Genomic DNA, 21337 nt, shown 5'->3' on the forward strand with positions numbered 1-21337 from the left:
AAGACGCGGGAAGCCATGTCAAAGAGCAAATTACTGTCAAATTACTTTCTCAGGACACCTTTTTATCGCCTTTTCAGCTCAACTGCTCCGGTTCGCCCCCTTCAGCACACCTACCAGGGGCATCGCTGGGGGCTGGCCGCATAATTGCCGCTGACTTTTTGCAGGGACATCTGACCTTCACTGAATCAGGATCAACCGTTGCATTGCATAAATTGGGCATGACAAATACTGTCGCAATGGCCGCCGCGACATTATACAATGGCTCGCCAAGTACAACCTTTTGCAGTTCAGCAATACGCCGGGCCGCTTCCATCTTCATTGTTTTGCAAATCCCGTCTTGGCCTTTGCCTTTGCGGTAGGGCAACCGGCATTGTCGCCCTATGCTTGCAACATTAAACACGGCCTCGGTCTTCTCAAGTTCTGGTAGCAATTCTTTTATGTTATCACATGTTGATTGTAATAATTCCCAATGTTTCTTGTCGATACAGCCTATCTGACCAAGCGTTAAGTCTTGCCGCAATAATGAATTTTTACGATCTGTCTTGTTGGAAAAATCAGACAACAACAAGGATAGATGTTTAATCGTCTTTATCACTTCATCATATCTCATGCCCATGATTTGGTCAGGTGGCGAATACTCTTCACCGTCTCCGGTCCAGTCCATAAACTCTTCATGTATTGGAATGATCTTTCTCAGTTCTACAACAACATTGGCCACTTTTACCGCTGGGTATTTCTCCCATGTTGGCCATATTGTCTTGTTAACCGTTCCCGTCTTGTCCGTACCATCGAACAAAGGCAAAAGAAAATCTCTCAACTTGTATCCGCGTTCCTCGATGATCTCCCGCACCTGCTTTTGAAAGTCCTTGCCCATACGTCAACCTTCCTGCTGGTTGTTCCTGAATTGATCCCTTGCCCAGCCCGCTCAGGATTGCGGCTTTTCGGGGGCCAGCCTAGGGCAAGGGAAGTCTTGTCATGCCGCCTTGGGAACAAACTCCACTTTCAGCTTGGTCCCCGTGGCCTGGGCATAACGCTTGAGAGTGTTCAGGCTGACCGATTTTCCCGATTCCAGCTTTGCAATAGCCGGTTGAGAAACGCCCATGCGCTCGGCAAGCTGGGTCTGGGTGAGCTCCGCCGCAATCCGTGCCCTGATCATGGCATCGGCCACGGTGAATTCATCCTCCAGGGCCGCCCGCTCTCGGATAAAACCGGGATCATCGGCAAACTTTCTTCGAGTCTGTTCATAGGAAATGGTCATGGTTCAATCTCCTTCAGTCTGGCCAGTGCAAGGGTGATTTCTCTCTCGGGAGTTTTGGACGTCTTCTTGGTGAATGTCCGCAGGATGATGACACGCCGCCCGGTCAAGGTTGCGTAAAGGCTTCGGGCCTGCCCGGTCCGGCCATGCGCCCGGAGTTCCCAAAGCTTGCCTCGCAGGTGTTTGACGTATGGCGCTCCGATCCGCTCCAGGCCGTGTTCCGTGATCAAGTCAATGATCCGGTCCAGTCGGGCCTTGGTGTCCATGGGAAGGGCCAGAAACTCTTCCTCAGCCTCGGCATTGATGAATTCAAATGTCCAGGTGTTCATGATATAACCTTTTGCTCATACTGGCAATGGGACGAGCTTACGCCGCGCCTTCCTGGGCTTTCCGGGCCTGCTCCAGGTCGATCACTTTTGCCGGGCCGTTCAGTTCATCCGCCATTGCCGCCGCGCCGTTCCGCAATGCTTCATCCTGAAGGTGGGAATATCGCATGGTCATCTTGGGGTCGGAATGGTTCAAAAGCTTTTGGACAACGTGAAGAGAAACGCCCTTACTCGCCAAGGTACTGGCAAAATGATGTCGCAACCCATGGCAAACCCGGAAGTCAGCCGGAAGGTTTGCCGCCTGTTTCAGCTTCCGAAGTGGCCGGTTCATGTCCGCCAAATGGCCGGGGCCGTCCTTGGCCGGGAATAGGTGACAATTGCTCTCATGCCTGGGAATGCCCTTGAACACGTCCTGGGCCGCCTCGCTCAGGGGCAACGTGGTGGGCTTGCCCTTGGGGTCACGGATTGCGATAAACCCGCGTTCAAGGTCCAGGTCGCGCCATTGTAGCTTGAGGATTTCGCCGCGCCTCATGCCGGTCAACATGGCAATTTTCAGCACTGCCACGGGCCGCCAATCCTCGCAACGATCCATGGCCGCAATCAACCGGGTAACCTCGGGCCGGTCAAGATATTCGGTTTTCATGTTGTCCACCCTGGGCATTTCCAGGTGAAGCCGCTGGGGATCAACCGGGGGGCATAGGCCGCGCAATACCGCAAACCTCACGATCCGCCGGAACAGGGCCAAGCAATGCTTCACGGTCTGGGGGCTGTTTCCCTGCTTCTTCAGCTTCAGCCGGAAACGATCAAGGTCAAGGGTCACAATCTCTTGGGGGGTCTTGTCGCCAAAAGCCGGGGCAAGATACCGCGTCCACCTGCTCCGGTCCTGGGCCTCGCTTGAAATACCGCTTTTCTGTTCCCGGTACGCTTCCCAAAGCCGGGCCAGGGTAGGCCGGTCCCGCTCCAGTTCCAGGGCCAACCGGGCCGCTTCCGCTTCCTGTTCAGCCTTGGCCTTGGCTTCCGTCCGGGTCAACGCTTCGCCGGTCATCAGCTTGTTACGCTCGATCTGGGCTTGCTTGTCTGACATTCCAGCCGATTGCTTGCCCACGCGGGCTTCAACAAGCTTGCCGTTCTGCCAAAAGGTGACGCTAAAGGATTTCTCTTGGCCAGGGCCGGGCCGCCGATCAACCCAACGGAAATAGACGCCTGGGTATCTGGTCTTGTGTCGCTTGCTCTTGTCGCTGCTCATGGGGTCGCCTCCAGGTCGCTTTCTGCAATGATCCGGGCAAGGTCATCGTCACAATTCAACCACTCTTGGCCGGTCCATCTTTCAAAGGATAGTTCGCTCAGGGGGATGAATGGTGCAACCGCGAAAAAGTCTTTGGTATTGCTTCCTTTTTCCCGCGCATATTTTTCAAGGGCAACCCTGATCCGCTTTGGGGTTCCGGCATATACACAAGCCTTTTTCCAGTTCATCAATCGCTTATCGGTAGCAGGTAGCAGGAAGCGACAAAGCCCTAGCATTTTTTCCTGTTCCTGAACGGTAAGCCATTTCGTTTCGCCCGTTTCCTTGTCATATATGCCCCTTGTTGCCGTGGGTTCGAAGTCCGGGCTTGTCGTGAACCATATCAAGGGCCGCTCATTTTCCGCGAAAGTGTTTGTCGGCATCAATCCACCTGATCCGATTATCAGGGGCAACTTGTTTGCAATGTCTGTGTAATGGTAAACGCGCCGGTCGCTCATCTCTCCACCTCCTGAAAAAGCCAACATCACCGAAAGGGCCGATCTCCGAAAACCGTTGAAAACGCTGAATCGGGGCCAGACAAAAAAGCCAACAAAAAAGCCAACAATGACCGCCGAAAACGTGAGTAAGAAATAGAAAGGAAAAGCCCAAAGGTCAAGCGTTTTTCCCGGATAAAGCCTTACCAGTTCTGGCTTTATGGTATGTGGAAGTAAAAAAGAGGAAGGAAGGGTAAAGGCAAGAAAGGGGCTGTTTTGGGCCTCCGGAGCCAAAGGCCGCAGGTTCGAATCCTGCATTGCCCACCAAGAAAATCAAGGGCTTACGATGAAAATCGTAAGCCCTTTTTTGTTGTCTTTTCATACCCACCTGCGCGTCAATTGCGGCGATTCAAGTGGAAGATGTTTTTGAATTCTGAAACGCTCAAATAACGCTGAGGTTTTTCAGAATTTTTATAGCCAGTGGTTCTTTGACTTCAGTATGTCTCGGGACAGCTTCCACAACGCCGGTGCGGGGGTTGATCCACAATGAGTGCGCACTGCCCTCCCTTTTCAGATAGCAACCAGCCATGCGCAGTCTTCGCTCTAAATCTCTTCGCTTCATCCGACCATGACCTTTTCCTGGATAGCATCGGCAGGAAGGCCGCGAAGAATGTCCGCCATTCGATCCTCCAGAATCATTTCAATGGCCTGCCGCAAGCTCTCCTTTGTTTCCTCAATGGTTTCCCCTTGGCCGTTGGCTCCGGAAATCTCCGGGCAGACCGCCCAGTAGCCGCCTTCTGGGGCTTGCTCAATGATGGCTGTTAATTCAGCTTTCATAATTTCCTCACGGTTCGCTGTTTGCAGTGCGCGATATAGGGCCCTAATTCAACTCACCCCGAAATTTCCTCGAAAGCCGGAACACAAACACCTTGCGCGGCTTCAGGGTGATGACTTCGCTGGTCGCTGGTTGTTGGGTCGGGATGCCATGAAACTCTGTCCTCCCGGCCCAAACATCTGGACGCGGCCTTGCGAGAATCGGCTTCAGCTATGGTGAATTCATCCTCCAGGGCCGCTCGCTCTCGGATGAACTCGGGGTCATGAACAAAATTTTGGCGGGTCCGCTCATGGTCATGGTTCAAGCTCCTTCAGTCTGGCCAGGGCAGGTAGGGTGCGCCGATCCGCACCAGTTGGCAAGTGCACGATGAAGGGAAAAGTGCTCACGCAGGCCTTGGAACGAGCTCCACTTTCAGCTTGGTGCCGGTGGTCTGGGCATATCTGATGTTCTAGTCTGCACGATCAACAGTCAGCAGCCAACCATTCCAGCAGTTCCATTGGGGTGCCCAGGACCACGCGTGCACCGGCGGCGCGGAGTTCTTCAGGGCCGCGGAAGCCCCAGGCCGCGCCGAGCGGGGTCATGCCGGCGGCTTGGGCGGTGCGCATGTCCACATCGGAGTCGCCGAGAAAAAGAATGGCGCCGGGGTGCAGTCCCAGGTGCTCGGCCGTCTCCAGGGCCGTGGTCGGGTCGGGTTTGCGGGGTTTGTCCGGGTGCGCGCCCATGACCACTCGAAAAAGGTTTGCCGGGAAAAAGTGGTCGACCATGGCCAAGGTGGCGTCGTGGGGTTTGTTGGACAGTACGGTCATCGGAACGCTCTTATCCCGCAAGGCGTTCAGGAGGTGGTCGATCCCGTGGTACGGCTTGGTCTTGTTGGCCCATCCGCGGGCGTAGACCTCTCGCATTTCCGAAACGATCTCCGCGACCCGCCGATCTTCGCGGCGTTCTTCCTCCGGCATGGCCCGGCGGACCAGCATGGTCACTCCGTTGCCGACGAATCGCCGGTAGGCGTCCAATGGGTGCGTGGGCCAGTGGTGCTCGGCCAAAACCGTGTTCATGGCGTCGGCCAGGTCTTCCAGCGTGTCGAGCAGGGTTCCGTCAAGGTCGAAGATGACGCCTTGGAATGGAGCGGTGGACATCAATGCATCTCCGGTGGAGCGTTGAGGTGTGTCATGGCTCATTCCTGTTTCAGTCCAGAAATGCCCAGATATGTTACATAGTCGGTATACAAAACCTCGGCGAGGGTGTTGCCAGCCAAGGGGTGGAGATAGTCCGGGATGCTGAAGGCCACGATGTCGTTGCCCGCGAGGGTTTGGGCCTGGAGCAGTTGTTGTTCGATTCGTTCCATGGGCGCTGGAATAAAGCCGAGGCCGTCTTCCGTCGGGGCGAAGGTTTCCACGATGACGCGAAGACGCGCGCCGGTCCGTGGGATGGATGCCGCCAAAGCCTCAAGGTATGCCGCTGACTCGGCGTGCAGAAGACGTTCGGTACCCAGGCCGTCCTGGTACAGCACTTCCGTGATGTTTCCGGACTGAGCCAGGTCGGCCATGAGCGCGGCAAATCCGGCTGGATCGTTGTGTCCGGTGGCGAAGCACGAGACGGTCACTTCCGCTTCCGGGGAGAGTTCGCGCAATCCGTCGGTGAGCCGGGCCAAATGTTTAGTGAGCCGGTTCAGGCGTTCCGGGTCGATCCAGGTGGCGTCGTCGATTTCCTGTGGAATATAAAAACCCGCGAAAACCGGATCCTTGCCGTATCGCTCGACCAAGGTCCGGGCCAGGGAAAGCTGGTCCTGGAGCAGGCGGTTCAGGAAGACCTCCACAAGTCCGGCTTCATTCTTGATTTTTTCCCACCAAGCGCGGTCTTCAGTCAGGCCGAAACGGACCGACAGACCATGCCGCCTCGCCGTATCGACGATCAGGTCCACGGCGGGAGCGGGATCGACGCGGTCGTGGGGAACGTCCATGCGTCGCTCCGGGGTCAGTCGCCAGAAAAATGCCGGTTCCGTGACCAGGGTCCACTGGAGGATAATTTCACGAACCCCCATCTCCGCTAGGTCCGCGCAGAGAGCGTCCCAGGTCTGTTCGGGCCAGTCGGCGTGACGGTCCCAGATCTGGATAAACGTGGAGGAAAAAGCCGGGGGCGTCCCGGCCTGGACGGGAAGAGCGCCCCAGGCCAGGACCAGGCTCGCAAGGAGCGCCCACCATGCGGCTCGAAACCTAGAACCGGAAGAGCAGGGTCGCGAAAAATGCATCAATTGTGTCGTCCTTGATGTTGTCCGTATCGAAAACCCGACCGACTTTGTAGGTCATCAGAAGTTCCACGCTTTTACGGGGCAGGGAGTATTTGTCCTCGTCATACAGATAGCGGGTCGAAAGGCCGAGCCCGCCTTCGTAAAAGGAGACGTCGTCGGCCCGGGATGAGGACCACCACTTGGCGTCGGCCACCAGAAACGGCGTGAGGATCAGGTTGTCGCGCACCTTCCAGTTAAAGCCTTGACGGGCCTCCACATAGGCGGCCAATCGAGAGGGAGACTCCAGGTAGGCGTCGACTTCCCCGAACAGGAAAGAGTAATTCCAAAACGTTGCATTGGGACGGATCCGGTCCGAGTCATCAAACAGGGAAAGCATGGCCCGGGCGACCCAGTTGTCCTCGCCCTCTCCGGAAAGAGAAAAAAGGCGCTCCAACCCCAAATTCAGATTATAGGCTTTCAGAGGCTTGTAGCGCAGACCCAGGGCCGCTTCCCAGGAGTTGTCCAGAACGCGGAAACTGTCCGGCTCCATGCTCCAGCCCAGTCGTCCGATCAGCTTCAAGATCCGGTGATCCTGGAATCCCCATTCCGGCGGAATCCAGCCCAGTTCGATCCCGGACGACGTGCGCAGCACGTCCCGACCCGGAGCGGCCAGTCCGCCGAGGGTCCCGGTTTTGCCCGAGGTGTAGGTCAGCCAAAAGTCCAGATCCACGGAATTGCGCAAGGCCCGCAATTCCCCCCGCATCCTGCGGACATCCTCGGCGACGGCCAGGGCTTGTTCCTCATCTTCGATGGGACGAAGCGGGGCGTTGTCAATGGCGTCCATGAAGTGCTCCACGGCCTCGTCGTTGTCGCCCTGTTGCATGGCAATGTAGCCCAAATCCTGATGCACCGCGAGGAAGTCCGGCTCGTTCAGGGCCGCTTCGCTCAAAAGAGGCCGGGCTTCGTCCAGGTGGTCCAGGCCCAGAAATTCGTAGCCTGAGGCCATCAGCATCGCCGGCGTTCCGTGCAGGTTGGCGGCTTGCGCGAAAGCTTTGGCCGCGGCTTGATGATCTTCCTTGCGACGATATATCCCGCCCAACTCAAACCAAAGCTCCGCGAGTCGCTCATCGCCATGCCCTCGATTCCCGGTCCAAGCCAGTGCGTCCCGATAAAGAGTCTCTGCTTCGTCCAGGCGATCGAGAGCCCCGGCGATTCGGGCCAGCAAGACGACTCCCGGTGGCTGATCGTGCTCCGGAAGTTCGGCTGGGTCCACAACGCGAAGCAGGTCGTCGGCACATTTCGCGTCCCCACTGGAAAGCGAGGCCCTGGCCAGTCGATAGCGTGTTTCAGGGGTGTCCTGCAGTTTCAGGGCTTGTTCGTACCAGTCGGCGGCCAACTCATGGCGGGCAAGTGCCTCGCTCAGATAGCCCAAAAGCATCAGCACAGGGTACTGTTCTTCTTTCGGCAACATGCCCAGATCCATATCCAAAGCCGTCTGTCTGCGCATGAACGGGGCTTGGACGAGCGAGTGCAGGGCCAGACCGGGTTGGTCAAGGCGTTGATAGGATCTGGCCAAGCCGATCCAGGCCATGTCTCCGGCGCCAAGCTCGGCCGCCCGGGCAAAGGCGTCCCGAGCCCGGCGGTAAAGGTCCATCGAGGCCAGGGCATAACCAAGCCGGAGCATGCGTCCGGGCTGTTCGCCTCCTCGAATCACGGCGCGTTCCAGGGCTTGCAGCGCCCGGATGCGCTCGCCTTGGCCGATGAGGATGTCCACGGAGGATTCGGCGATGCGAGCGGCTTCTTCCGGTGGGAGACCGGGTTGATCCTCGGCTTGTTCAAGAAAGGCCACGGTTCGTTCCGGCCAGCCTGGCAGGGCCCGGACTTCTTCCAAGCGGGCCAGGCGCAGCAGAACGTCGGCTCGCTCCGGTCCGTCAGCCGCATCCTCCAGAAGAGTGACCAGGACGTCGCTTGCCTGGTCCGGCCTGTTGCCCTCCAAAAACAATCTCTGTGCGCGTTCCAGGAGGTCCGCTCGCTTTTCCGCGTCCACCGCGGGCAAGTCCGCGGCGCGGAGCAGGGTCAGCGCCGCGGCGTTCGGGCTGTCGGCCTGACGTTGCAGATGCGCCGCGGACTCCATGGCTCGAAGTCGGTCCTTTGGGTCGGCATCGGTGTTGCCGGCCAATTGCAGGGACGTGGCGATGGCTTGGTCGATCCGTCCAGCCCTGGCCCAGAACCCGACGATCATCTCCGCCATGGCGGAATCTTTCAATCCTCCGGCTTTCCAGGCTTTTTCGTAATTGCTGGCAGCGATGTCAAAGCGTTCCTCCTTCACGGCCAGCGCACCCAGGGTGGCCCAGGATGCCGGAGTGAGGTCGTCTTGGGCGGCCTGCTCAAAAGCCAGACTCGCTCCTCGGAAGTCGCCGAGACGCTCGCGGATGACGCCGAGCATGACCAGGGCCCGCTTGCGCTTTTCCGGGTCGGTGGTCTTTGCGAGGATTTCAGCGTGTTGTTCGGCTTCCTGGAGCTGTCCGAGGTCGAAAAGCAACTGCGCGAGATGCTCGCGGGCTTGCTGATCACCTGCTTCCACGGCTCGGCGGTAGTGCTCCGCGGCCTCACTGGGAAGGTCGGCGCGCAGAGCCAGTTCGGCCAATCGCGGTTCCAGGCTGGGGGGGGGCTGGTTCACGGTGGATTGCAGAAGCAGCGATCGTGCTCTTGCGTATTGCCCCACATGGATGGCCTCTTCGGAGGCGGCCGCGAGGGCTTGTTCGCGGGTTTCCCTGGTTTTGGCCTGGATTGCGGCTGTTTCCAGCGAGTCCAGGGCCAGGGCGTGCTCACCGAGAGCGGAAAGGGCGAATCCTCGGACCAGGTTCGGTGACCACGAAAGCTCTTCCTGGACTGATCCGTCGAGAAGAGCCAGAACTTGGTGGAAATCCTCCCGAGCCATGGCCCGGTTGACCAGGGTCAGGAGGATGTCGTTGTGTTGTTTCTCGGAGATATCCGCCAAACTCAGGGCCCGTTGAAAATCGACCTGGGCTTCGTCCCAGCGTTCCAGACGGTCCAGTGCCCAGGCCCGATACAAAAGCGGGACCAGGGCGTTTGGTCGGTTTTCCAGAATCCGACCGGCGTGTTCGACGATTTCAGGGTCATTTCCAAGCTGCTCCAGCAAAACGATCAACTGGAGCCGTACGTTGTCCTCAATGGGGTCGATGTCCAGCAACGCCCGCAATTCGTTGGCCGCGCCATGAATGTCGCCCTTGGCTTGCAGCCGATTGGCCATGTCCTGGTGCGGCCAGGTACGGTTCGTGCGGAGTTCCCGGGCAATGACGCCTTCGCGTTCCCGAGGGATCTCAAACCTGGGAAGTTTTTCCTCGGCATGCGTGGCCCAAGGGAGGAAAAAAAGGACAAGGCCGAGGAAAAACAAGACGCGAACAAGGAGGTGGTTCATGCATCGGTTCCGGAGATACGGGTCGAAAGAGATTCCAATGTTGCCTGATCGATCACACCCATGTCGGTCAGAATTGTTTCCAGCTGTCTGGTCTTTCTGTTTTGTAAGTGCAGGGCTTCATCCAGTTGGGCTTGCGTTATGACGCCTCGCTCCAGGAGACAGGTTCCCACCGGGGCGATGTCCCGTCCGTTCTCCAAGCATGATTTGAGTTCGCTGAGACTGGCTCTGTCCAGATGTCCAAGTGCTGTAAATACTTCTCCGAGACTCCGGTATCCCTTTCGCTGCCTCTTGCGGGCCTCGGCGAGTTGTTCCGGAGTGAGCAGTTCCAGACGGAGGAGTTCCGCTGTGAGTTTCTCTTCATGCGATTCTCGTGCCAATCGATCGTAGCCAAAGCGTATCGCGAAGGACAGGTCGCCGCGGGTGGTCAGACGCAACTCGACCGCACGGCCGATGTCGCTCGCCAATTGTCTGATTTCATCGGAGTCCGGCATGGATTCCATGGCCAGGATCAAGCCTCCGTTCGGGGAGAGGCCCACCGGAAAGAGGCGTTGTCGTCGGGCCATGCCGAGGGGGACCATGGCAATGACCTCTTTGTCCACGGCATACGGATCGACGGGGGTAGTCTGAAGGCTGAGTTGGATCCCCAGGGTCTGTAAAAGTTTGTCCTCCTCGATGACGCCCATGTCCTCCAGGATCGCGCCCAGAGGTTGACCGGTGGCTTTTTGACGCTCCAGGGCCGTGTCCAACTGGGCCACGGTCACGAACCGGCGATCCAGCAGCAAGTCGCCCAACCGGCGCCGATAGCGGACCAGTTCTTCTTCACTCGGGTAGGAGTGGTCGGTCTTGTCCCAGGCCACGGGGGCCCCGGTGAGCAGGTATCGGACGTAAAGCCTGATGGCCCGGATGGTGGCGAAAAAATTGATGACGTTGGCCCAGATCAATCGGAAGGGGCTCAGGGCGGCCTGAGCGATGTTATAGGTTCGGGCCACGTACCAGGCCCGCATGCCGAGCTGCCAGAGCAGCAGGCCAAGGTTGGCCAGCATCAGATGGAAAAGGATCGTTCCGCCGGTGACAACCGGGGGGTAGCGATAGGCGTCGGGGAAGAAATACACGTAGCCCCAGACGGCCAGATAGACCGGCACCAGGATGTTGGCCAGCATGTTCACCTGATTGGTGATCAATCCAACCCTGTCCCTGGCCAGCATGTACCGGGTCCAGAATCCGCCCACCCAGCCGATGGTTTCCCAGGCCTGCAAGGTAATGCCCAAAATCCAGCGTGATTTTTGGCGGACCGCGGTGCGAAAGGTGCTGGGGAAGAATTCCCGAACGCCGATATAATCCCGCTTGCGGACCGTCCGTTCACGACCTGTCAGGCGGCTTTTCCGTTGCACGGTACGCTCAAAGGCCACCCGTGAAAAAATTTGGCGCACTCCGGGAACGTCGCCCAGGCGGATGCCGAAGTCGTAGTCTTCGGTCACCGAACCGATGGTGAAAAGGCGATTCTGATTCTTTTGAGCCAGGCCGAGCAGCAATTTTCTGGAAAAGGCCGTTCCGACTCCGGCGGAGGGGAGGTTCCCGGTGAGCAGCTCCCGGACGACCATGTCTCGGGAGTGGTTCGTGGCGAACTCATCCAGGTAGGTGCCCATGGTGAATTGCCACCACTTGGGTTCCATGGGGAGAACCGGAACCTGGACCATGTCCATCCGGGGAATCAGGTAATTGAAGAGTTTGAGAAGCATGGGATGGAGGATGTCTTCGGAGTCCTCCATGACGATGATCTCGAATTCGGTGCCGTGCTCCTTCTCGTAATGGCGGATGCCCTCGAAAATCCAGTTCAGGCAGTCGGCTTTGGAGGTCGGACCGTCCTTGGGGCAAACGATGCGCTCCACGTTGCCGAAGCGTTCCCGGACAAGGTCCACTTCCCGCTGCGTGGCCGGGTCATTGGGATACGTACCGACGAAAAAGACGTAGTTGGAATAGTTGAGCACCTTGATGGAGTTTTCCAGCATGCGGCTGATGACCGCGGACTCGTCCCAGCATGGAATCATTATGGCGATGAACTGTTCGGGGCGGCCCGTCAGATCGGCTTCGGTGAGGTGCTTGGACTTTCGAAACCCGAAGATGAACACTCGCCGCCAGACTTCAATGCCGATGCGGACCAGGTCGATGAACAGATCGCTGAGCCCGTTCAGAAAAAAGACCAGTCCGAAGACCCACAGGCCGGCCTTCAGAAAGATGAGCAGAACGGGCAGGAAATCCAGAAGCATGCGCTTATGCCTCAACCTCGGAACAGGTTCCGAAGAAGGTTTCTTCCGGGAGCAGCAAGGGACGTTCTCCGCGCAGAAAACGCCTGGTCGCCAGGACGATGCGCCGCGATGCCCGGCCGTCGCCGAAGGGATTGCCGGTCCGGCGTATGATTCGGGAAACCTCGGACCGCTTGGCGAGCACCTCGCCGACGGCTTGAATCACTGTTTGGGGGTCCGTGCCCACTATCCGGGCCTGACCGCAGTCCACGGCCTCGGCGCGTTCGGTGACGTCGCGGGTGACCAGGACCGGTACGCCGAATGAAGGGGCTTCTTCCTGCACGCCTCCGGAGTCGGTCAGAATCAGTTCGGCTTGGTACATCATGCGAACGAATTCCAGGTACGGAACAGACGGGAGCAGAACGATCCGGTCATGGTGTCCGAGGATTTGGCGCGCGGTTTGTTGGACAATCGGGTTGGCGTGAACCGGAAATACCGCGACCACGTCCGGATGGTCCTGGATGATGGTTTCCACGGCCCGGCAAATGTTTTCCAGGCCTCGGCCCCACGATTCTCGGCGATGGGCCGTGACCAGGATCATTCGGCGGCCCTGGAGGCGGCTTTGGACGTCCTGGGCCAGGGGGCCCAGTTTGTCCGCGAAATGCAGCAAGGCGTCCACCACGGTATTACCCGTGACGGCGATGTTCTCCGCTGGGACGTGCTCGGCCAGCAATTCCAAGGCCGCCGAATCCGTGGGCGCGAAGTGCGGTCCGGTCAGGATGGAGACCAGGCGACGATTGGCTTCCTCGGGAAAAGGGTTTTGGAGGTCATGGCTCCGCAGGCCTGCTTCCACGTGTCCCACGGGCACGTGATGATAAAACGCGGCCAGGGCCGCGGCCAGGACCGTGCTGGTATCGCCCTGGACCAGGAGCAGATCCGGACGGTGGCTTTTGATTTCCTGGTCCATGACGCGGAGCACGTCCGCGGATATCTCTGCCAGGGATTGGCCCGGGCGCATGATTTCAAGGTCGCGGTCGGGTTGTAAATCGAAGGAGTCCAGGATCTGCGTCAGCATTTCCCTGTGCTGTCCGGTACTCAACACCCGGACCGAGAACTCATCGGGGAAGTCGCGAAAAGCAGCGATGACAGGGGCCATTTTCACGGCTTCGGGCCGTGTACCGAGAACGATGTCGATGGATTGGGGCATGGGAAATGGTGGTTGGGGATGGGTGGGAGGTGATTCGCTTGTCGCGAGCTTCTCTATTCGCTTTGGAAACAAAACGCTAGCGAAGAAGATGGAGCGAGGGAGAGAAGCGGCCGGATATCATCTTGTTGCTCGGTGTATTATTTTTCGAGATTCTCCACCGTCGTCTCTGGATTATTCATTTTTTTTGCGATAAGACCTTTTTCAGGCTCGAATTCCATTCCCAATCACGTTGTCGTGGCTGGGGGCGCTTTGCGGTCCCGGTTTGGAGGTGCGGCATGTCTCAAGCTTCCATGGAGAATTTGCGGAAATTCGTGGCCCCGGAGTTTGTTTTCGGGGTGGGGGCGCGTCGGCTTGTCGGGCAGTTTGCCCGGAACTTCTCGGTGCGGCGTGTTCTGGTGGTGGTGGACGAGGTGGTCGGTGGGCTGCCGTGGACCACGGACGTCCTCGCCAGTCTGGATCAGGCGAGTCTGGAGTATCGCATTTTTTCGGACCTTTCTCCCAACCCTCGGGCGGACGAGGTCATGCGGGGGGCGAGGTATTATCTTCAGGAGGATTGCCAGGCCATCGTCGCTCTGGGCGGCGGCAGCGTCCTGGACTGCGCCAAGGGGGTCGGCATCGTCTGCGTCAATAATAAGCCGATCCTGGATTTTGAAGGTGTGGACAACGTCCCCGTGCCCGGACCGCCTTTGATCTGCATTCCCAGTACCGCGGGCAGTTCCGCCGACGTCTCCCAGTTCGCGATCATCACGGACCAGGCGCGCAAGGTGAAAATCGCCATCGTGAGCAAGGCCATGGTTCCGGATATCGCCCTGATTGATCCGGAAACCACGGTCAGCATGTCGCCGCATCTCACGGCCTGCACCGGCTACGACGCCCTGACCCATGCTGTGGAAGCCTATGTGTCCAACGCCAGTTCGGCCATTACAGACCTGCACGCCCTGGAGGCCGTCCGCCTGGTCGGCACGCATTTGCCGCGCGCGGTGGAGGCTCCCCTGGACATGGAGGCCCGGTCCGGAATGATGCTGGCCTCGCTGCATGCCGGGCTGGCCTTTTCCAACGCCAGCCTGGGCGCGACCCACGCCATGGCCCACAGTCTCGGCGGACTGTTGGATCTGCCCCATGGCGAGTGCAACGCCATTCTGCTCAGTCGGGTGGTGGACTTCAATTTCCACGCCGTTCCGGATCGCTATTTGCGGGTGGCTGAAGCCCTGGGGCTGGATTGTCGGGGGCTGGAGGTCGAGGGGCGACGCCAGGCGCTGGTGCAGGGGCTGACGGCGTTGCGCAAGCAGGTCGGACTGACCAGGGACCTGGAAGAACTGGGCGTCAGTCAAGCGGATATCGAGGGATTGTCCCGGCAGGCCGTGTGCGATCCCTGCATGGTCACCAACCCTGTCCACCCCGCCGTGGAAGACATCGAACGATTGTATGTCCGAAACTCTGAATAAAACCATCCCGCCGGAAGTCCTTCTCTCCGAGGGCGATGCGGGCGTCGGTCCTCAAGGGACGACCACGAACCGCGATGCCTTGCGTCGCCGGATCATCGGTCTGGGCGAGGGGTCCATCCATAAAAGCTATTACCCGCAGTTGCAGCAGCGCTTGCGGGAGCTGCATCGCTTCAAGACCCTGCTGGACGGCAGCAATGAAGGCATTTTTCTGATTCGGTTGCCAAATTCGCTCCAAACGGATTCGCGCGAAACGGATTCCGGCGTGCCGGATGGCGACATGCCGGATGTCGACATGGTGGACGTGAACGAATCAGCCTGTGCCCAGCTCGGCTACTCCTGCCAGGAAATTCTGGAACTCTCCTTTTTCGATCTTTTTCCAACCAAGGATCATCGTCGGCTGGAGTCGTTTCTCTCCACCATGGACCAATCCGAGCACGGGCGGTCCATTATCACGGAGTTCATTCGCTCCAATGGAGAATGTTTTCCCGTGGAAGTCTCCTCGCGACTGGTTCGGTTCGATCTGGACCCCTATGCCGTGGTCGTGGCCCGGGACATCACCGAACGGTTACGCATGGAGGAAGAACTACAGCGGGCCGAGAATCTGGAGGCTCTTGGGGTGCTTGCCGGAGGCATTGCACATGATTTCAATAATTTTTTGACGGCGATCATGAACCAGATTTCCTTGGCCAAGCTGCATTTGAATCAGGCGGATCATATTCTGGAAAAATTGACCTACGCGGAAAACGCCTGCTTGCAGGCCAAAGGATTGACCCAGCAACTGTTGACCTTTGCCAAGGGCGGGGAGCCCGTGCGCAAGATCACTTCCATGGCGGGTTTGGTCGGCGATGCCTTGCGATTGGTTCTGGCCGGAACCAACGTCAAACCCATGCTGACCATTCCCGATGATTTATGGCTGGTGGACATTGATTCGGGACAGATTTCGCAGGTTTTGAACAATCTCCTGATCAACGCGGTTCAGGCCATGCCCGAGGGCGGGATGTTGCGCGTGACCGTGCGCAACGTGATACACGCCAAGGGGGGGGGAGAATCGACGTTCGGAGAGCATTTGCCCCATGGCGACCATCTCTGCGTGACCATCCAGGATAGTGGCCCAGGAATTCCCGAAGAGACGTTGGCCAAAATTTTCGATCCCTACTTTACCACCAAGCCCCAGGGCAGTGGCCTCGGATTGGCCACTTCCTATTCGATCATCCGGAAGCACGGGGGAACACTCAGCGTACGGTCCAAGCAGGGACAGGGCGCGACGTTCATGTTTTGCCTGCCCGCCACGCGGTTCGAGACGGATTCGGCTCACAGCCAACCCAGTGAGCCTTTTCACTCCGCTGAGGTGGCCCATCATATTCTCTTCATGGACGACGACGATATGATTCGCGAATCCATGGGCGAGATTCTGGAGGACATCGGCTATACGGTGACGCTGGTCCGGGACGGACGAGAGGCCTTGGAGGCGCTGCATCAGGCGCGGGAGGACAACCAGGTGTTCGACGTGGCCATCATGGACCTGACCATTCCCGGCGGCATGGGCGGAGCGGAGGCGGTCGGGCGGCTGAAGGCCGTGGATCCGCTGCTCAAAGCCGTGGTTTCCAGCGGCTACAGCACGGCTCCGGCCATGGCCCACTATCGGGAATACGGTTTTGACGCCGTGGTGGCCAAGCCCTATACGGTGAACGAGTTGCGAAGCGTTTTGGCTCGATTGTTGAGTGGAGACGAGGAAGAAGGATGAACGACCGAAAACTTTTTTTGAATCAATATGTGGTTCAGGAGTCGGCGAGCACGCACATGAAAGCAAGTTGGTTGTTGAAGTGGATCCAAGAGGCAGGGGGATTGTTTGCGCTTTTGCTTTTCGTACTGTTTTTGGGGATTCCGGCCCTGGCCTCCGATGATGAGCCGGAGCCGATCCGGGTGGGCATGTCCGGGGCGTTCAGCGGGCCGATCCGGGCTCTGGGCATCGAGGTGTACCGCGGGGCCATGGCGTATTTCGAGCATGTCAACCGCCGAGGGGGAATCAACGGTCGGCCCGTTACCTTTCTGGCTTACGACGATGCGTATGATCCGGCCTTGGCCCTGGAAAACACGGTCCGGCTGTTGGAGCAGGACCGGGTGGACGCGTTGTTCAGCTTCGTGGGCACGCCCACCGTGACCCGCGTCCTGCCCCTGCTCAAGGTTTATGACGACAGAGACATTTCTCTATTCTTCCCGGTGACCGGGGCTGAACCTCAGCGCCAGCCGCCCTATGGCGGTTACGTCTTCAATTTACGGGCTTCCTACGCTCAGGAAGTGGACGCTTTGGTCCGGGAATTTGTTCGGTTGGGAAAAACCCGGTTCGCGATCCTTTACCAGGCCGATTCCTATGGCCGCAGCGGTTGGGAGGGGCTGCGCAACGCCTTGCATCGGCACTCGCTCTCCATTGTGGAGGAGGCCACCTATTCCCGAGGGTTTCGGTTTGAACAAAGCATGGGCAAGCAGGTGGACATTTTGCGCGACGCGGACCCGGACGTGGTCATCAGCATCGCCTCCTACGCCGCTGCCGCCGCCTTTATCCGCGAGGCTCGGGACCTGGACTGGGGCGTGCCCGTGGCCAACGTCTCCTTCGTGGCCAGCGAAAGCATGCTGGAGTTGCTGCTGGAGCAGGAGCGACGTACGGAGCGGAGCTATACCTGTAACCTGGTCAATTCGCAGGTGGTGCCCAGCTACGAGGACTATTCGCTGTGGGGGGTGATGGAGTATCGATGGATCATGGATCAGTGCGTCTGTAAGCTGCCCGGGCAACTCGCCCCGGACCATTATGATCCCTTGCCCTACAGCTTCGCCAGCTTCGAGGGCATGCTCAACGCCAAGGTGTTCACGGAACTCGCGCGGAAAATTCCGTTGGGTGAGCTGGCCGCTGACGAGAATGGTGAGTTTGAAGCCGTCCCTCTGCTGATCAACCTGGGCATCGGCGCGCCGGTTTTTCTGGGTGCGGGACGTCGTCAGGGAATGGACGCCGTCTATTTCTCCACTGTCCGGGACGGTCGTTTCGTCCCGCTGCACGACTGGAAGCAATGGTCCGAGGAGGGGCGGCGATGAAATCTTCCAAGCTGTTTCGCAAGACGCTCCTGGCCATGATTATTATTTTCGGAGCCATGGCCACGGTCTCCTCCCTGTACTCCGGATGGACCCTGCACCGGCAGTTGATGCTTGAAAACGAAAGCAAGGGCGTGGCCATTGCCCGAAGTATCGCCAACTCCAGCACGGAGCTGCTTTTGAATCGGGACGCGGCCACTGTGCAGGCGGTGATCGACCAGTATCTGGAAATCAAAAACGTGGCCTACGTTTATGTCCAGGATCGCTCTGGGGACGTGATCTCCCATACGTTTACGCCCAGGGCGCCCGAGGAGTTGCTGCGCCTTCGCCCTTCCTCGGCCACTGATCGAATGCCCTACCATGAAATCGATCTGCAAAAGGTCAAGGTACCGGCCCTGGGCATGGTGTTGGACATCGCGCACCCCATCCTCGGCGGGCTGGCCGGGACCGTGCATGTGGGCATGGACCTGGACAGTATCAACTCCTTCATCTGGCGGGAAATTCTGTTCCAGCACGGGATGTTCATCTTTTTTTTCGTGGTGGGCATCGGCGTGGCCTTCATCCTGATGAACCGCATCTCCAGGCCTTTGACCCAACTCTCGGACTATGCCAAGCGCGTGGCTGATCATGAATTCGACGCCCCGCTGCATGTCAGTTCCAAGGATGAGATCGGGGACCTGGCCGGGACCATGCAACGGATGGCCCGGCATCTGGACGAAATGATCTCCGGACTGCACGGACGGATTCAGGCCGCCACGCGGGAACTCCAGGACAACCTGATTTTTTTCAACGCCATCTACATGAACATGGCCAACGGCATGATGGTCTACGACTTGCGGGGCAATCTCCTGCAGTTCAATCCCGCGGCCCGGACCATGCTGGACTATTCCGAGCAGGAGTTCGCCACCAAAAGTATGGAGGACCTGTTCGGCGGCGATGTCGCGCGGCGGGTGTTCGAGGAAATGCGGCAATTTGCCGAGCAAACAGAGGCTTCCTCTGATCTTGCGGCTGGTCCTGACGAAAAGCGACGCTATCAGGTGCTGGTTCCGAACAAGGGCGGCAAAAAGCTGGATATCGAAATCGTGGCCACGATCCTGCGCCTCGGCAACGAGGCGTTCGTGATTCTACTGGTGCGCAACGTCACCTCGGCGAAGCGTGCGCAACGCGCCCTGAAGCATGCTCATCTGGTTCTTGACCGCCGGGTCAGGGATCGGACCGGCGAGCTTCACTCCGTGGTGGAGCAGCTCAGTCAGGAGGTGACGGAACGGATGAAGGCCGAGGAGGAGTTGCGCCGGGCCAGGGACGCGGCGGAGGCGGCCAACCGTGCCAAGAGCGAATTCGTGGCCAATATGAGCCACGAAATCCGCACTCCGATGAACGGGGTGGTGGGCATGACCGAACTGTTGGCCCGTACCGACCTGAGCGATCAGCAGCGTCATTACACCATGACCGTCAAGAGATCCGCGGAGGCGTTACTGGGGATCATCAACGACATCCTGGACTTCTCCAAGCTGGAGGCCGGCAAGCTGAGCATTGAATCCATTCCATTCAACCTGCGGGTCATCGTCGAGGAAATGGCCCACCTGCTGGCGGCCCGGGCCGAGGAAAAGGGCCTGGAACTGATCATCCGCTATCCCCCGTCGTGTCCGGACCGCTTCGTGGGCGATCCGGGTCGAATTCGTCAGGTGCTGACCAACTTGCTGGGCAACGCCATCAAGTTCACGGAGCGGGGGCATGTCTATCTGGGCGTGGACTGCCTGGATCTGGACCAGGGCCGCCACGAATTGCGGATCGCCGTGGAGGACACCGGAATCGGCATTTCCCAGGAGATGGTCGAACGGATCTTCGAGTCCTTCACTCAGGCGGATCAGTCCACGACCCGAGTCTATGGCGGCACCGGGCTGGGACTGTCCATCTCCCGTCAGATCGTGGAATTGATGGGCGGCAAAATTCAGGTCCAAAGTCGACTTGGGCAAGGCTCGACCTTTACGATGGTCCTGGAATTGCGCGGGGCCGAACAGGTCGAGATGGACATTCCCCAGGCCGTGGACATGGAGTCGTTGCGGGTGCTGGTGGTGGACGACAATCCGGTCAACTTGGAAATTTTGGAGGAATTGCTCCAAGGGTGGCGGATTCAGGCCGGCCTGGCCGACTCCGGAGCGCGGGCCCTGGAACTGCTGCGACAAGGAGTTTCCAGCGGCACGCCCTATCAGATCGCGATTCTGGATTTTCACATGCCGGGAATGGACGGGGAGGAACTGGCTCGGAGGATCAAGGCTGATCCGGACCTGAACCCGACGAAACTCGTTCTGCTCAGCTCCATGGGCAAGCGAGGCGACGCCAAGCGGATGGAGCACGTGGGCTTTGCCGCGTATCTGCTTAAGCCGGTGTTGCAGTCGCATCTCTATGATACGTTGACGCTGCTGGCCAGCCGGAAAGGTCGGGACCCGGGCGGCCTGATCACCCGGCACCGCATCGCCGAGGCCCGGGCGGCCCAAGAGGGACGAGAATCCGGTGGACGGGGCCTGGGGGGCAAAATCCTGCTGGTGGAGGACAATCTGGTCAATCAGGAAGTCGCCAAAGGATTACTCAAGGAGATAGGGGCTTCCGTGGACGTAGTCGGTAATGGGCGCGAGGCCGTGGAGGCCGTGCGGGCCGCAAAGTACGACTTGGTGTTTATGGATTGTCAGATGCCGATCATGGACGGGTTCGAGGCCACCAGGCGCATTCGGGAAGGCGAGTCCGGCGGTCGGCGTACGCCCATCGTGGCCATGACCGCCCACGCCATGGAAAAGGACCGGGAGAAATGTCTGGCCGCTGGAATGGATGATTATCTTTCCAAGCCGGTGAAGACCGGTGACTTAGTCCGTATCCTTGAAAAATATCCGCCTGACCGATCCGATGTGCGCGACACGGACGGGCCTTCACCGCTCGGAGATGCTCGTGGCGATAAAAGCGAGGAGGATCAGGACCACGGACATGGCGAGATCATCGACAGGGCCATGGCGCTGTTTCTCAAGCATACCCCGGAAATTTTGGCCCAGCTTCTCGCGGCGGAGGGGAAACGGGATGTGGCCAATGCCCGGATGTGCGCGCATACCCTGAAGGGCAGCGCGGCCAACTTGCGTCTGGAGGATGTTCGCGGGGCGGCCGAAAATCTGGAGACGGCCCTGGAGCATGAGGACTGGGCGCAAGTCAAGCCGCTGATCGCCGCGATCCAGGCGCGGGTGGAGGCGATGATCGCGACACGAGCGCCAAGCGTTCAAGAAGGTGATTTGGAAAAAGTCGACGAGGATCTGGCCGTGCGGGCTTTCGTTTTGGCCGTACGGGACGACCCGTCCGCGGCGACGCACTGGAATGATCTCCGCAAGGCCTTGAAGTCCAGAAACGTTCGGCGTATCGCGACCCTTGGCGAAGAGCTGACGGTAATGCTCGAAGCCGGGGGACTTCCGGAGGCCGCGGCCTGGCCTCGTTCCCTGCACGGTCACGCCCGGGACATGGACATGGCCGCCTTGCGCGACGCCTACTCGAAGCTGACTCGGATCGAGGAGTTGTGA

The 21337-nt window shown here is 58.9% G+C and carries 16 protein-coding genes and 1 tRNA gene; 5 read left to right on the forward strand and 12 right to left on the reverse strand.

Annotated features, from left to right (window positions below):
• Positions 1-73: 73 nt before the first annotated feature.
• The 5 genes from AC559A_RS11155 to AC559A_RS11175 form a co-directional block, all read right to left on the reverse strand.
• A complete protein-coding gene (locus AC559A_RS11155; protein ID WP_498817985.1) occupies positions 74-874 on the reverse strand; it encodes a hypothetical protein in 801 nt (266 codons plus the stop codon).
• A 99-nt stretch (positions 875-973) separates the two neighbouring features.
• Entirely contained in the window at positions 974-1258 is a 285-nt protein-coding gene (locus AC559A_RS11160; protein ID WP_498817986.1) for a helix-turn-helix domain-containing protein, read from the reverse strand.
• Positions 1255-1584, reverse strand: a complete 330-nt coding sequence (locus tag AC559A_RS11165) for a type II toxin-antitoxin system RelE/ParE family toxin (RefSeq protein WP_498817987.1) — start codon at positions 1582-1584, stop codon at positions 1255-1257. Before AC559A_RS11165 ends, AC559A_RS11160 begins: the two co-directional genes overlap by 4 nt.
• Positions 1585-1621: 37 nt before the next feature.
• Positions 1622-2827, reverse strand: a complete 1206-nt coding sequence (locus AC559A_RS11170; RefSeq protein ID WP_498817988.1) for a tyrosine-type recombinase/integrase — start codon at positions 2825-2827, stop codon at positions 1622-1624.
• Positions 2824-3321 carry a hypothetical protein gene (locus tag AC559A_RS11175; RefSeq protein WP_498817989.1) on the reverse strand — a complete coding sequence of 166 codons (498 nt, stop codon included), beginning with the start codon at positions 3319-3321 and terminating at the stop codon, positions 2824-2826. Before AC559A_RS11175 ends, AC559A_RS11170 begins: the two co-directional genes overlap by 4 nt.
• A 227-nt stretch (positions 3322-3548) precedes the next feature.
• Between AC559A_RS11175 and AC559A_RS11180 the strand changes: the two genes are divergently transcribed.
• Positions 3549-3624: transfer RNA gene (locus AC559A_RS11180), tRNA-Arg, on the forward strand.
• A 115-nt stretch (positions 3625-3739) separates the two neighbouring features.
• Here the strand turns inward: AC559A_RS11180 and AC559A_RS11185 are convergent.
• From AC559A_RS11185 to wecB, 7 genes are all read right to left on the reverse strand, one after another.
• The gene (locus AC559A_RS11185) at positions 3740-3919 is read right to left on the reverse strand and encodes a type II toxin-antitoxin system HicA family toxin (protein WP_084031818.1); all 180 of its coding nucleotides are present in this window, start codon (positions 3917-3919) and stop codon (positions 3740-3742) included.
• Entirely contained in the window at positions 3916-4134 is a 219-nt protein-coding gene (locus AC559A_RS11190) for a type II toxin-antitoxin system HicB family antitoxin (RefSeq protein ID WP_028571208.1), read from the reverse strand. The genes AC559A_RS11185 and AC559A_RS11190 overlap by 4 nt, the downstream gene beginning before the upstream one ends.
• A gap of 459 nt (positions 4135-4593) precedes the next feature.
• Complete coding sequence (locus tag AC559A_RS11195) at positions 4594-5268, reverse strand: HAD family hydrolase (RefSeq protein WP_498817990.1); 675 nt, start codon at positions 5266-5268, stop codon at positions 4594-4596.
• A gap of 38 nt (positions 5269-5306) precedes the next feature.
• Positions 5307-6380 (reverse strand): DUF4434 domain-containing protein, encoded by a 1074-nt coding sequence (locus AC559A_RS11200; RefSeq protein ID WP_498817991.1) that lies wholly within the window; start codon positions 6378-6380, stop codon positions 5307-5309.
• Positions 6346-9801 (reverse strand): NfrA family protein, encoded by a 3456-nt coding sequence (locus AC559A_RS11205; RefSeq protein ID WP_498817992.1) that lies wholly within the window; start codon positions 9799-9801, stop codon positions 6346-6348. The genes AC559A_RS11200 and AC559A_RS11205 overlap by 35 nt, the downstream gene beginning before the upstream one ends.
• On the reverse strand, positions 9798-12068 hold the full coding sequence (locus tag AC559A_RS11210) for a glycosyl transferase family protein (protein WP_498817993.1): 2271 nt from the start codon (positions 12066-12068) through the stop codon (positions 9798-9800). Before AC559A_RS11210 ends, AC559A_RS11205 begins: the two co-directional genes overlap by 4 nt.
• Before the next feature lie 4 nt (positions 12069-12072).
• A complete protein-coding gene (gene wecB / locus AC559A_RS11215; RefSeq protein ID WP_498817994.1) occupies positions 12073-13251 on the reverse strand; it encodes a non-hydrolyzing UDP-N-acetylglucosamine 2-epimerase in 1179 nt (392 codons plus the stop codon).
• 275 nt (positions 13252-13526) lie between these two features.
• Between wecB and ercA the strand changes: the two genes are divergently transcribed.
• The 4 genes from ercA (at position 13527) to AC559A_RS11235 (ending at position 21337) form a co-directional block, all read left to right on the forward strand.
• Positions 13527-14696, forward strand: a complete 1170-nt coding sequence (gene ercA, locus AC559A_RS11220) for an alcohol dehydrogenase-like regulatory protein ErcA (protein WP_498817995.1) — start codon at positions 13527-13529, stop codon at positions 14694-14696.
• Positions 14677-16440, forward strand: coding sequence for a hybrid sensor histidine kinase/response regulator (locus tag AC559A_RS11225; protein ID WP_498817996.1), 1764 nt, complete (start codon positions 14677-14679; stop codon positions 16438-16440). Before ercA ends, AC559A_RS11225 begins: the two co-directional genes overlap by 20 nt.
• A gap of 101 nt (positions 16441-16541) precedes the next feature.
• Positions 16542-17783, forward strand: a complete 1242-nt coding sequence (locus AC559A_RS11230; RefSeq protein ID WP_498817997.1) for an ABC transporter substrate-binding protein — start codon at positions 16542-16544, stop codon at positions 17781-17783.
• Positions 17780-21337, forward strand: coding sequence for a response regulator (locus AC559A_RS11235; RefSeq protein WP_498817998.1), 3558 nt, complete (start codon positions 17780-17782; stop codon positions 21335-21337). The genes AC559A_RS11230 and AC559A_RS11235 overlap by 4 nt, the downstream gene beginning before the upstream one ends.

Source organism: Desulfonatronum zhilinae (assembly GCF_900182865.1).
Lineage (GTDB): Bacteria > Desulfobacterota > Desulfovibrionia > Desulfovibrionales > Desulfonatronaceae > Desulfonatronum > Desulfonatronum lacustre.

Excerpts from the sequence above, each read along its gene's own strand:
- AC559A_RS11155 (WP_498817985.1), bottom strand. The coding sequence starts at position 874 with ATGGGCAAGGACTTTCAAAAGCAGGTGCGGGAGATCATCGAGGAACGC.
- AC559A_RS11160 (WP_498817986.1), bottom strand. The coding sequence starts at position 1,258 with ATGACCATTTCCTATGAACAGACTCGAAGAAAGTTTGCCGATGATCCC.
- AC559A_RS11165 (WP_498817987.1), bottom strand. The coding sequence starts at position 1,584 with ATGAACACCTGGACATTTGAATTCATCAATGCCGAGGCTGAGGAAGAG.
- AC559A_RS11170 (WP_498817988.1), bottom strand. The coding sequence starts at position 2,827 with ATGAGCAGCGACAAGAGCAAGCGACACAAGACCAGATACCCAGGCGTC.
- AC559A_RS11175 (WP_498817989.1), bottom strand. The coding sequence starts at position 3,321 with ATGAGCGACCGGCGCGTTTACCATTACACAGACATTGCAAACAAGTTG.
- AC559A_RS11185 (WP_084031818.1), bottom strand. The coding sequence starts at position 3,919 with ATGAAGCGAAGAGATTTAGAGCGAAGACTGCGCATGGCTGGTTGCTAT.
- AC559A_RS11190 (WP_028571208.1), bottom strand. The coding sequence starts at position 4,134 with ATGAAAGCTGAATTAACAGCCATCATTGAGCAAGCCCCAGAAGGCGGC.
- AC559A_RS11195 (WP_498817990.1), bottom strand. The coding sequence starts at position 5,268 with ATGTCCACCGCTCCATTCCAAGGCGTCATCTTCGACCTTGACGGAACC.
- AC559A_RS11200 (WP_498817991.1), bottom strand. The coding sequence starts at position 6,380 with ATGCATTTTTCGCGACCCTGCTCTTCCGGTTCTAGGTTTCGAGCCGCA.
- AC559A_RS11205 (WP_498817992.1), bottom strand. The coding sequence starts at position 9,801 with ATGAACCACCTCCTTGTTCGCGTCTTGTTTTTCCTCGGCCTTGTCCTT.
- AC559A_RS11210 (WP_498817993.1), bottom strand. The coding sequence starts at position 12,068 with ATGCTTCTGGATTTCCTGCCCGTTCTGCTCATCTTTCTGAAGGCCGGC.
- wecB (WP_498817994.1), bottom strand. The coding sequence starts at position 13,251 with ATGCCCCAATCCATCGACATCGTTCTCGGTACACGGCCCGAAGCCGTG.
- ercA (WP_498817995.1), top strand. The coding sequence starts at position 13,527 with ATGTCTCAAGCTTCCATGGAGAATTTGCGGAAATTCGTGGCCCCGGAG.
- AC559A_RS11225 (WP_498817996.1), top strand. The coding sequence starts at position 14,677 with ATGTCCGAAACTCTGAATAAAACCATCCCGCCGGAAGTCCTTCTCTCC.
- AC559A_RS11235 (WP_498817998.1), top strand. The coding sequence starts at position 17,780 with ATGAAATCTTCCAAGCTGTTTCGCAAGACGCTCCTGGCCATGATTATT.